This window comes from Pseudomonas sp. R4-39-08, assembly GCF_003852275.1.
In the GTDB taxonomy this organism is placed as follows: Bacteria; Pseudomonadota; Gammaproteobacteria; order Pseudomonadales; family Pseudomonadaceae; genus Aquipseudomonas.
Genome location: NZ_CP027733.1, coordinates 2913316 through 2925769 on the forward strand (window position 1 = coordinate 2913316; position 12454 = coordinate 2925769).

Sequence of the window (12454 nt, forward strand, 5' to 3'; positions counted from 1 at the left end):
CAAGTTGGAGGTGTTCAATGGGGTGCCCTCGTTTGGCGATGTGAATCAGAAGTCGTAAGCCAGCTTTGTGTACCAGTAGCCGCCGCCCGGATAGAACGGCGGGTTGCCGTAAGGCGCCAGGCCCAGGTTGCTGTAGACGGCGTGCCGGTCGGGGCGCACGTCGAAGATGTTGGTGCCGCCGATGCTGACGGTGATGCTGTCGACGAAGGTGTAGCTGACGTCGAGGTCGGTGATCCATTTGGCGCCGAAGCTGCGATCCCCGGTGGGGTTGACCGCCAGGGTCTTGACCGCGCCGTAGCGGGCGGTTTGCAGGTTGACCGCGAGGTCCCGGGCCTTCCAGTTCGCGCCGAGGATCCACTTGGTCTTGGGCGACGCCTGCGTGAGGTCACCCTCGCGGTCGCGGCCCACCAGGGTCACGCCGGAACCGTTCAGTGCGGCCGGGGTGTCACGGGCGCCTTCGATGGTGGTCTTGTTCCAGTTGAACCCGAGGCTCCAGCGTACGTCGCCCCAGGCATCCAGCGGCGTGGTGTGGTCGGCCACCACATCCAGGCCACGGGTGCGGGTGTCGAAGGCGTTGGTGTAATAGTTGACCCAGGTGCCGGTGGGCACGCCCTGGGCGGCGAGGATCGCGTTGACTGCGCCATTGCCCTGGTCATAGATATTGCTGGTCAGGGCGATGCGGTCGTCGATGTCGATCAGGTAGGCGTCGGCGGTGATGCTGGTGCGCGGCGCGGGTTGCCAGGTGAGGCCCAGGCCGAGGTTGCGCGACTTCTCCGGTTTCAGGTCATCGCCACCCAGCGCCTTGGCCAGGTTGCTGCCCGACGGGGTCAGGCGGGTGACTGCCGGAACCACGTTGCCGTTGACGTCGGTGGCCACGCGGTTGTCCGCCACGGTGTAGCCGATCTGGGTCAGCGACGGCGCACGGAAACCAGTGCCGACGGTGCCGCGCACTGCCACGCTGTCGGTCAGCTCGTAGCGCGAGTTCACCTTGAGGCCGAAGGTGTTACCCGAGTCATCGTCGTAATGTTCGACCCGCCCGGCCACATCGAGGAACCAGCGCTCGGTGAGGTCAAAGCCCAGGTCCAGGTAGCCGGCGTAGTTGTTGCGGGTCAGGCTGACCTCATCTTCGGGGCGAATGGTCACCGCCGCCTGTGCGCCCGATGCCGCCGGGTAGGTGCCGGTGATGTAGGCCTCGGGGTCGCCGGCGAAGGTGCTGAAATGCTCCCAGCGATGCTCCAGGCCGGCCGACACCTGCACCGGCGACGTGAGGTTGAACAGGCTGTCGTAACGGCGGGTGAAGTCGAGGTTGTTGACCCATTGCTCGAAGCGGAAGGTCGCCAGGTTGTCGAATTGGGTCGGCGAGGCGGTGCCCAGCGACGGGTTGATATTCAGGTCGCTGGAGTGGTGCACACTGTTGCGCCCGTAGGTGGTGCTCAGGTCCCAGTTCCACTCGGCCACTTGGCCCTTGCCGCCAAACAGCAACTGGTAGTCGCGGTCCTTGATGTTGTTCAGCGGGAAGTAACCGTCGGGGAACACCTCGGGCACCGCCGCGCGGCCAGTGGGCAGGCGCAAATAGTTGGCCGCTTCGGCGTCCCGCTCGCCGTAGGTGGAGAACGAATAAAGGGTCAGGTCTTCCAGCGCCAGCTCGGCGTTGTAGGCCAGATTGAAGGCCTTGAGGTCGGGGTCGCCGTTCTTGATTGCCACCCGATCCCATGCCGCTTCCTTGGCCGGATCGTTGAAGGCACGTACGCTGCTGTCGGCCTTGTCGTTCCAGGAGGCTTCGCCGCGTTTGCGCGCATCGGCCGAGAGGTGGAAGAAGCCGCCATCGCCGAGCTTGAAACCCTGGTCGCCGGCGACCTTGATGGTTTCGCCCTGGCCGGAATACAACTGGCCATAGCTGGTCTCCAGGTGCCCGCCGTTGTTGGTGGACTTGAGGATGATGTTGATCACCCCAGCCACCGCATCCGAGCCGTACTGGGCCGCGGCGCTGTCCTTGAGTACTTCGATATGGTCGACCGAGCTGACCGGGATCAGGTCGATGTCCACGGCATTCGCGCCGCTGTTGTCGATCGAGCCGCGCTGGCCGGTGGCACCGTTGTGGCGCCGTTTGCCGTTGACCAGCACCAGAGTGTAGGCCGGGCCGAGGCTGCGGTTGCTCAGCGGGCGAGTCACCGAGTTGTAGCCAGCGATATTGGTGCCGAAGTTGAAGGAGGGCAGCAGCTTGGCAATCGCCTCGGACAACTCGGCGCGGCCGGTCTTGAGCAACTGCTCGCTGTTGATCACATCAATGGGTGCCGGGCTGTCGGCGACGGTGCGCTCCTGGCCGCGCAAACCGGTGGAAATCACGGTTACCGTGCTGAGCTTGGCGTCCTCGGCGCAGGCGGGCACCGCCGCCAGCAGCAGCGAGCTGGTCAACAGCGACAGGCGGAATTTTTTCAGCGGGGCGGGGAGAGAAATATCTGGCATATCGAGAGAGATCCATGTCGGGAGTACGTCCTCCGCCAGGCATGGGGTCGGTCTGTGAGGTGAAGATATCTCTATAAAAAACTGCGGGGAAAGTCTTTTTTGGAATAAGCTAATTATTAGATAATGTTATTTTTCCGCTTAATAAGATCATCTATTTTTATTATCTGGCCGTTGGATGTGCGCGACGTCATCGCCTGTCATAATCCACCCGTCTCACCCCAGCCCCCACACGGAGTCCATGCCATTCATGGTGCTGTTCAATCGATTGAGCGCGTTTTCCATCCAGGCGCGCAGGGCACTGAAGCTGGTGTGGAGGACGTCGCGATCCCTATTCATAGGCCTGCTGCTGGCCACCATCGTTGCCGGTCTGTTGCCTGCGCTGGCGGCCTGGATCGGCCAGCGTATTGTCGATGGCGTAGTGCACGCGATGCAGATTCACGCAGCCGGCAGCCAGGCGCCCGTGTGGCCAGTGATGCAGTACGTGCTGGCCGAGGCGGGCGTGTTGGCGCTGCTGGCCGCCGCCCAGCGCGCGTTGTCAATGCAGCAATCGTTGCTGCGGGTGCAGTTGGGGGTGAAGGTCAACCTGATGATTCTGGAGAAAGCCCAGACCCTCTCACTCCTGCAATTTGAAGACGCAGAGTTCCACGACAAGCTGGTGCGCGTGCGCCAGGGCGCGTCGACACGGCCGCTGAGCCTGGTCACCAAGGGCCTGGGGCTGGTGCAGAACCTGATCTCGCTGATCAGCTTTGCCGTGCTGTTAGTGCACTTTTCGCCGTGGGCGCTGGTGATTCTGGTGGTCGGCGCCTTACCGGTGTTCTTCGCCGAGACGCATTTTTCGGGCAATGCGTTTCGCCTGTTCCACCGGCGCGCGCCCGAGACCCGTCAGCAGAATTACCTGGAATCGCTGCTGTCCCACGAGACCCATGCCAAAGAGGTCAAGCTGTTCGGCCTGGCGCCGCTGTTCCTCAAGCGCTACCGCGACAACGCCCGGCGCTTGTACACCGAAGACCGCCAGTTGACGGTGCGCCGGGATGCCTGGGGCTTTGCCCTGGGCCTGCTGGGCACCGCGGCGTTTTATGTGGCTTACGCCTGGGTGGTGCTGGACACCGTGCGCGGCCAGACCAGCCTGGGACAGATGACCATGTACATCGTGCTGTTCAAGCAGGGGCAAAGCGCGATCACCGCCAGCCTCAGCGCGATTGCCGGCCTGTATGACGACAGTCTGTTTCTGTCGGACCTTTATGAGTACCTGCTAACCCCGGTGGTCGTGCCAAGTGGCCGGCTTACCCAGGGCGCGCGTCCCGGCGACGGTCTGCGCTGCGAGCACGTGGGGTTCAGTTACCCAGGCGCTGAGCGGCCGGCATTGACTGATATCAACCTGCACCTGGCGCCGGGGCAAAGCCTGGCTCTGGTGGGCGAAAATGGCTCGGGCAAAACCAGCCTGATCAAACTGCTCACGCGCCTTTACACCCCGCACGAGGGGCGCATTCTGCTGGATGGCAGCGACTTGCAAGACTGGGATGAACAGACACTGCGCCAGCGCACTGGGGTGATTTTCCAGGATTACATCCGCTACCAGATGACCGTCGGCGAGAACCTTGGAGTGGGTGACGTCGATGCGCTGAACGACGAGGCGCGCTGGCGCACTGCCGCAACCCAGGGGGTGGCCGCCGAATTCATCGAGCGCCTGAGCAAAACCTACGGCACACAGTTAGGGCGCTGGCTTGGCGGCCAGGAGTTGTCGGGTGGCCAATGGCAGAAAGTTGCCTTGTCACGCGCGTATATGCGCCAGGAGGCGGATCTGCTGATTCTTGACGAGCCCACGGCCGCGCTGGACGCCGGCGCCGAGGCGGCGGTGTTCGAGCACTTTCGCGAACACGCCAAGGGCCGCATGACGTTGCTGATTTCCCATCGATTCTCCAGCGTGCGCAATGCCGACCACATCATCGTGCTGGACGGCGGGCGAATCCTGGAGGAGGGCAGCCATCACCAGCTGATGGCGGCGGCTGGGCGCTATGCCGAGTTGTTCGATGTCCAGGCGCGGGGGTATCGCTAGATCCCCGAGCGCTCGTCCAGTCCATGGGGGGAGTCAGCTCGATTTCGCGCGCAGCAGGTCTGTTGAGACTATGCTCATTCCCACCTCAGGCCATGTACTGGCTTCAGTTGTCGTCCGCCAAGGAAAGGAGTCTGTACATGTCTGGTTCTTCATACCCGGTTCTATTGTTGCACTGGCCGAACGAGCAGTCCGACCCGCTGAAATGGCTTCATCGACAGGCTGTCGGCAGGTGTAGAGGGATGACGGTGGGTCAATCCCGGGCGCGATGGAGGACGGCATGAAGGCTCAACCGATCCACACAATCATGTGGCGCTTTGCCGGCTGCCTGGGTGGGCTAGTGATGATTGCCGCCAACCCGGTCCAGGCCGCCGACGGTGGTATCGCCGGCGGCCCTACCGCAAGCTATGGCATTGCCTTCAGCAACTCCTACGCAGGCAGTGATTTTCGCAAGGTGATGGTGCGCAACTGGCAGGAGATTGCGCTCCAGGCGCAAAAAGAAGGCTTGATCCGCGAGGCTCCGGTGGTCAGCGCCAATAACTCGGCCTCGGAACAAGCGGCCCATATTCAGGAGATGATCGTCAACGGCGTCAACGCCATCGTCATCCTGGCCGCGTCCGACACGGCCCTCAACGGGGTGATCCGCGATGCCTGCAACGCCGGCATCGTGGTGGTGGTCATGGCCAGCCTGGTCACCGAACCCTGTGTCTATACGGTGGACTACAACTGGTCCGCCATGGGCCGCGTGGAAGTGGATTACATTGCCGAGCGCCTCAAGGGCAAAGGGACACTGTTGGAAATCCGCGGCATTGCCGGCGATGCCACCGATAAAAATATCAGCGACGGCATTCGCAAGGCCGCCAGTGACTATCCGGGCCTGAGGTTCGCCAAGACCGTGTACGGGAACTGGACGGAGTCTGTCGCACGCAAGGAGGTGGCGCTGGCGTTGCCATCGCTGCCCGACATTGATGCCGTTGCTACTCAGGGGGGCGACGGTTATGGCGCGGCCATGGCGTTCAAGGCGGCGGGGCGCCCTTTGCCGATCATCGTGATGGGGAATCGTCAGGACGAACTCACCCTGTGGCAACAGGAGCGCGATGCCAACGGCTACGAGACCGTCTCCGTTTCCGCTTCTCCAAGTGTCTCCCAGGTGGGGTTCTGGGTGGCCCAGCAGGTGCTGGCGGGCAAGCAGGTGCCGAAGTTCGTCGAAGTACCGCTGGTGCGTATCGATGCGAAAGACCTCGACGCCTGGCTCGCCAGAATGCCGGTGGGCGGCGCCGCCAATCCGCTCTACAGCCAGGCTTCCGTTGCGGCGATGATCGACGCGGCCGCCAACCACACGGCGCCGCCGGCACCTTTGCCGGAAGTTGCGAAGTAGTGGCGGGCGGGGGGCGCGGCTGCGGGGCGCCATGTTGATATTCAAACCCGTCAGTGATCGGCCCATTGCCGTCAAAATTGGCTTGGCGGTCGCCGCCCTGGTGTTCCTGATGTTGACGGTGTCTCTGGTGAACCTCTACGGCTTGCGAGGCATGGTACGCGCGGTGGACTCGGCCAGTCATTCCGCAGAAATTCTGGCGTCGGTCAACGCGGCCACCGGGCGGGTGGAAAACTTCATTGCCACCCGCGATCAGGAAAGCTTGTCCCAGGCCGAGGGCAGGGTGGCGACGGCTATCGCTGGCCTCACCGCCATTCCGGCGGCCGAGGCGGAATCGCTCAAGGGCAGTCTGGAGCGGCTCGCCGCCGCGATCGCCGCCTTGCGCGCGGCGAGCCTGACCATGGATGGCGAAACGGAGAACATGACCGCCCATTACGGCCGGATGCGAGAGGCGACGACCCTCGTCGAACAGGGCATCGCCGATGGGTTGAAGGCGGTCGACGCTCGCGCCGTTGAGCACCAGGCGCGGGTGAGCAACATCGAAAGTGCCCACCGCATCCTCGATGTCCTGCGCAACGGCGAACGGCTCATCACCGCCAACGTGGCCAGGATGCTGGTGACCGGTGACGGGGGCGCCGCGACTGCGGTGCGTAATGCCTGCGCGGCACTCCAGCCCCTGGTCGAACAGTTGCGCGAGGTGATGGGGACGCCACAGGAGAGCGAGGTCCTCGACCAGTTGGCCGCGGCGCTCGCGGCTGCCAGTGTGGCGATAGAGCGTCTTGGCGAGGCACCCAGGCTACGCGCAGAGGAAGTTTTGCGGCATCTCTCCGCCGTGGGAGATGTGGCCGGGCGCCTCGAGGCGCTGTTGAGTGATGTGGATGGGGACGTTGCCCATGACGCCAGCGACATTCAGGCAGCCACCGGTTTGCTGCACAATGCAGCGGCGTTATCCAAGCGTTTCGCCGAGCGTGTGGCGACCCTGGAAGCGCAGACCCTGTCGTTTCGTCTGTCACCGTCGGCCGAGATCGCCGGCGCCGTCGGCACCCTCCTGGACGAGCTACTCCGTCTCTCTCGGGTGCTTCCTTCCTCCGTGGGGCTGCAAGCCACGGCTACGCCGCTGACTGTCAACGAGCAGATTGCCGGCTACCGGGCGGCATTCGCCAGGTTCCATCAGGCGAGCAACGCCTTGAGCGACGCGCGCGACCAGGTTCGCAACGAGGCCCGCAGCGCCGGCCTGTTGGTTGCGCGCTTCGCGGGTCAAGCGCGCTCCGACGCCCTGGTCCACAATGATCGCGGCATGCTTGCGACGATCATTGCGGTTATCGTCGCCATCCTGCTGGCCGGCGCCATTGCCTGGAGCACGTCGCGATTTGTCGCGCAGCCCATCGTGGCACTGGCCTCGGTCATGCGTCGGCTTGCGGCCGGCGACCTGCATGCCGAGATCGCCAGCGTCGGACGCGGCGACGAGATTGGCATCATGACCCGCGCCGTTCGGGTGTTCCAGGAGAATGCCCTGCGCATCCGGGTGCTGGAGGCCGAGGCCGAAACCGAGCGACAGCACGTCCAGGCCTCTTTGGAGAGAATGGTCGCCGAACGCACCGATACGCTGCACCAACAGACCGAAGTGCTGGAAGCGCAAGCCGTCGAACTTATCCAGGCGCGCAACCAGGCCGAGACGGCCAACCAGGCGAAGAGCGATTTCGTGGCCACGGTCAGCCACGAATTGCGCACCCCCCTGACCCTCATTCTCGCGCCCCTGGAGCAGCTCTCGGCGGCGGCCACCCCGCCCGTGGATTGGCGCGTGCAGATCGAGCGCGCCCAACGCAATGCGCTGCGCCTGATGAACCGGGTGAACGATATCCTCGATTTCTCCAAGGCTGAAGCGGGCAAGTTTGAGTTGTGTCCAACGTCGGTTGATTTGAACAAAGCGGTGGGGGTGCTGGCCGAGGATGCCGCCATGGTGGCCGAGGGCAAGGGTTGCACCTTGACCTGCAGCATCGACCCCGCGCTCGGCACCGCGTTCCTGGACCCCCGACACTTCGAGAAGATCCTGCTCAACCTTGTGAGCAATGCCATCAAGTTCACGCCTGCTGGCGGTACGGTGCACCTGGCAGTGACGCCGATCGATGGCGAGCGATTTGAACTGGCAGTGCACGACTCGGGGATTGGCATCGCGCCCGACAAACTGCCGCTGCTGTTCCAGCGCTTTTCCCAGATCGATAATTCCGCCACGCGCCACTACAGCGGCACAGGCATCGGCCTGGCCCTGGTCAAGGATTTGGTCGAATTGATGGGCGGCGAAGTCGGCGTCAACAGCGAGCCCGGACGGGGCTCGTGTTTCTTTGTTCGACTTCCGCTGGGGGCCGAGCAAGACAGGGTAGCGACCGAAGGCGGCACTCTGTACGAGCAGCCGTCACTGAGCACAACAAGCTCAACCGAGCAGCGCCACCTGCGTTTTGACGACGGCCACCAGGGCGCTCCAACGCCAGACGCAGGCGAGGAGCAGCCCCCGGAACACGCCTCGCGGCCCAGAGTGCTGGTGGTAGACGACAGCCCGGAAATGCTCAGCTATCTCACCGAGCTTTTGCACGACGACTACAGTGTCGCCACCGCAACGGATGGAGAGCAGGCCTGGGCGCTCCTGCAGCGTCGACCGATCGATGTCGTCGTTTCGGATGTGATGATGCCGCTGCTCGACGGCTTCGGCCTGACCGCCAGAATCAAGGCCAGCACCGGTTTTGCCCATTTGCCCGTAATCCTGGTGACCGCCCGCGGCGGCGGTGACGCCTGCGTTTCAGGGCTGGAAAGTGGCGCCGATGACTACATCGCCAAACCCTTCTCGCCGCTGGAGCTCAAGGCTCGCGTTCGCGCGGCGCTGCGCATGAGCCAGGTGCAAAGCGAACTGCATGCCAAATCGCGCCAGGCGGGCATGGCCGAAATCGCCACGGCTGTGCTGCACAACGTCGGCAACGTCCTCAACAGCGTGAACGTTTCGGCAGACCTGGTCAGCAACCAGTTGCGCGCATCCAAAGTCCATGGCCTGGGCAAGGTCGCTCAACTGATGAACGAACACGTCAACGACCTGAGCGATTTTCTTACCCAGGACCCCAAAGGCAAGATGCTGCCCGACTACCTGCTCAAGCTGGCGCGGGTGGTGACGGCAGAGCAAAAAGGCATTGTCGAAGAGCTCGGGCAACTCACCAAGGGTATTGACCACATCAAAACCATTGTCGCTGCCCAGCAGTCCTATGCGGTTGCTGTCAGTGTCGTGGAGACAGTGTCGGTCAGCGCATTAATCGATGATGCCTTGCGCATGAGCGCCGGCTCGCTGGAGCGTCAGGGGGTGACGGTGGTCAAGGAAATTGCCGATGTGCCTCTGCTCGCGCTGGACCGTCACCGTGTGCTGCTGATTCTGGTGAACCTGATCAGCAATGCCAAGCACGCGGTGGAAGGCGTGGCCGATCGCAGCCCATGCGTCACGCTCGATGCCGCCCTCGTTGACTCATCAGGGCTGCGTATTTCGGTGACCGACAACGGCAGCGGGATTACGCCAGAACACCTGGCGCGGATCTTTTCGCATGGCTTCACCACGCGCAAAGAGGGCCACGGCTTCGGCCTGCACAGCTGTGCACTGGCTGCGCAGGAAATGGGTGGCCGCTTGACTGTACACAGCGACGGCGCCGGACAAGGCGCCACGTTTACCCTGGATATCCCCATTGATGCTTCGCTGAGTCAGTGATGAACAGTGGAAAAATGGATTACACGCTGTGCCAGCCTGCCCAGAGAAGGAAAATCTTGCCCCATGGGCGCTGGAGTCCAGTGGAACTGGGCGGACGTGAATGAATTAAATTTCGACATAACCTTATGTTAATAAAGGCTTTTTTGGACTTTAGTGGAATTCCATTACAAGCTATCGGGGTCCCCAAAAAACATCTGAATCCGCGACCGCAACCACCGCTCCCCCGGATCATTATCCTGCGACCCACGCCACGCCATATGCAGTTCGAACGAACGCACCGGCAGCGGCGGGTCTTCAGCTCGCAAACCCCCCGCCGAGGTCAGCGCCTCTGCCGCGTAATCCGGTACGGTGGCGAGGATGTCGGTGCCTGCCAGTAACGTGCCCAGCCCATTGAACTGCGGCACGGCCAGCACGACGTGGCGTTTGCGATCGAGCTTTTCCAGCTCTTCGTCGATAAACCCGCTCAGGTCACCGGCAAACGATACCAAGGCATGCGGGCGGGCGCAGAAGTCGTCCAGGCTCAGTGGGCCGGGTACGCTGTCGGCGCGCAGCAGTTTCGGCAGGCTGCGGCGCAGGACCTTGCGCTTGGCATTGGCCGGCAGGTCGGCGGTGTAGCTGACGCCGATGGATATTTCGCCGGAGGCCAGCAAGCCGGGCATCAGGATGTAGTTGACGCGACGCACCACCAGCACGATGCCGGGGGCTTCGGCGCGCAGGCGTTTGAGCAATTGCGGCAGCAGGGCGAATTCCACGTCATCGGACAGGCCGATACGGAATACCGCAGTGCTGGTAGCTGGATCGAATTCGGCGGCGCGGCTGACGGCGGTGGAAATCGAGTCCAGGGCCGGGGAGAGCAGGGCGAAGATTTCCACGGCGCGGGCCGTTGGTTCCATGCTGCGCCCGGTGCGTACGAACAGCGGGTCGTCAAACAGCCCGCGCAGGCGTGACAAGGCCGCGCTGATGGCCGGCTGGCCGAGAAACAGTTTCTCGGCGGCGCGGGTCACGCTGCGCTCGTGCATCAAGGTTTCGAATACGATCAAGAGGTTAAGGTCGACACGACGCAGGTCGTTACGGTTCATCTTGTGTCCTGGAAGAGTCAGCGAACTTGACGAGAGCGGCCATATCCAGAACCTCCAAGGTTCCGTTCAGAAGCATGACCGGCATGAATCTTACGGGGAAAGGCTGGTACTCTGCACAAGATAATTGAGTTTTCCTACGATAGCTGAGGTCTATGCCTCACATGCGGAATCAATGACAGACATGTCGACTATTAATGGCGACCGGTGGTCTTACCGGGAAAGCCCAGATAGAGTTCATGGCATTAGAGGTTACTTTGACGAGGTTTGCGATGTCCCGCACGATTCGTTTTCACAAGTTTGGTCCGGCCGAGGTGCTCAAATGCGAAGAGCATGCAACCGCGCAGCCCGCACCGGGCGAAGTGCAGGTGCGTGTCGACGCGATTGGTATCAGCTGGTACGACGTTTTGTGGCGCCAGAACCTGGCGTCGTCCCATGCACGCCTGCCGTCTGGCCTGGGTCATGAAATGGCCGGCGTGGTTGTCGCCCTGGGCGACGGCGTGGATGACTTGGCGGTGGGCGACAAGGTCGCCAGTTTTCCTGCCGAAAGTCCTAACGATTACCCGGTGTATGGCGAGCAGATCGTCCTGCCCCGTTCGGCCCTGACCCGTTACCCGGATGTCTTGAGCCCCATTGAAGCGAGTGTGCATTACACGCCGCTGCTGATTGCCTACTTTGCCTACATGGACCTGGCGCGGGTCAAGCCTGGGCAATTTGCTCTGGTGACCGATGCCAGCCACTGCGCCGGGCCTTCGTTCGTGCAGTTGGGCAAAGCCTTGGGGGTACGGGTGATTGCCGCGACCAAAGACAGCGCGGAGCGTGAATACCTGCTGTCGTTGGGGGCGGAAAAGGTCATCGTCACCGAAGAGCAGGACCTGCTCATGCAAATCAACAAAATCACGGGTGACCGTGGAGTCGATGTGGTGTTCGACGGCCTGGGCGGGCCGCAGATGTCGCTGCTCGGTGATGTGCTGGCGCCGCGTGGCAGCCTGGTGTTATATGGCCTGCAAGGCGGTAACCAGACACCTTTCCCGGCCTGCGCCGCGTTCCAGAAGAATATTCAGTTTTTCGTGCATTGCATCGGCAACTTCACCGGCAAGCCGGAGTTGGGCATCATTCAGGACCAGGTTGCGTTGCAGCGCGCCTTGCGGGATATCAACCAACTGACTGCCGACCGGGTACTGGTGCCGTTGAAAACCACGGTGTTTCCGTTCAGTCAATTCGTCGAAGCCCACCGCTATATGGACGAATGCCCGTGCCGCGAACGAGTTGCGTTGCAGGTTGAAGCTGTTTGAGCTGTAGGAGTATTCGCAAATGAATACTCCAGCGTCTGCGCGGATGCAGCAGATGCGCCATTTGTCAGGGCTTAACCCGCGAAAGGGTTGAGCCACTCCGAGGGCGTTGCGCCCTGCAAACAATACCTCTGGCCCTTATGCCGCCCTGAAATCCAGCGCGGCGCTGTTGTGTGGGCGTCACTGAAGTTCGCGCCGCAGATCATCTGAACTGCTTTCCTGCGCGGTTCTGTATCTATTAATCATTAGTTGAGTGCCGATAATTGCGGCTTAACCATCATCTCAAGGATTGAGCAATGATCAGCTGCCCGACATTACTGTCTTGCATCAGTAAACTAACGAGGCGTTACCTTGCCCGTCGAAAAAAACGTTCGAAACATCCCTTCTTCTTGCAAGAAGCCAGATTAAGTGGGTGATTTATTATTTGTCGGAGGTTTCGCTAATTAATTAGTT

Annotated in this window: 5 protein-coding genes and 3 pseudogenes; 6 read left to right on the plus strand and 2 right to left on the minus strand. The window is 62.1% G+C overall.

Annotated elements, in window-relative coordinates; translation table 11 throughout:
- Positions 1-45: 45 nt before the first annotated feature.
- Positions 46-2466 (minus strand): TonB-dependent siderophore receptor, encoded by a 2421-nt coding sequence (locus C4J88_RS13325; protein WP_124407181.1) that lies wholly within the window; start codon positions 2464-2466, stop codon positions 46-48.
- Positions 2467-2713: 247 nt separating this feature from the next.
- On the opposite strand from C4J88_RS13325, the gene C4J88_RS13330 reads away from it, so the two are divergent.
- The 5 genes and pseudogenes from C4J88_RS13330 to C4J88_RS28095 form a co-directional block, all read left to right on the plus strand.
- Positions 2714-4522 (plus strand): ABC transporter ATP-binding protein, encoded by a 1809-nt coding sequence (locus C4J88_RS13330; protein ID WP_124408619.1) that lies wholly within the window; start codon positions 2714-2716, stop codon positions 4520-4522.
- Positions 4523-4799: 277 nt separating this feature from the next.
- Complete coding sequence (locus C4J88_RS13335; protein WP_124407182.1) at positions 4800-5897, plus strand: ABC transporter substrate-binding protein; 1098 nt, start codon at positions 4800-4802, stop codon at positions 5895-5897.
- A gap of 1294 nt (positions 5898-7191) precedes the next feature.
- Positions 7192-8241: pseudogene (locus C4J88_RS28085) on the plus strand (sensor histidine kinase); the annotation flags it as partial.
- Between the two features lie 246 nt (positions 8242-8487).
- A pseudogene (locus tag C4J88_RS28090) lies at positions 8488-8776 on the plus strand (response regulator transcription factor); the annotation flags it as partial.
- Positions 8777-9294: 518 nt separating this feature from the next.
- Positions 9295-9633: pseudogene (locus tag C4J88_RS28095) on the plus strand (ATP-binding protein); the annotation flags it as partial.
- A gap of 164 nt (positions 9634-9797) precedes the next feature.
- On the opposite strand, the gene C4J88_RS13345 reads toward C4J88_RS28095, so the two are convergent.
- On the minus strand, positions 9798-10712 hold the full coding sequence (locus C4J88_RS13345; protein ID WP_124367023.1) for a LysR family transcriptional regulator: 915 nt from the start codon (positions 10710-10712) through the stop codon (positions 9798-9800).
- Positions 10713-10981: 269 nt separating this feature from the next.
- On the opposite strand from C4J88_RS13345, the gene C4J88_RS13350 reads away from it, so the two are divergent.
- Complete coding sequence (locus tag C4J88_RS13350) at positions 10982-12004, plus strand: zinc-dependent alcohol dehydrogenase family protein (protein WP_124362828.1); 1023 nt, start codon at positions 10982-10984, stop codon at positions 12002-12004.
- Positions 12005-12454 lie beyond the last annotated feature (450 nt).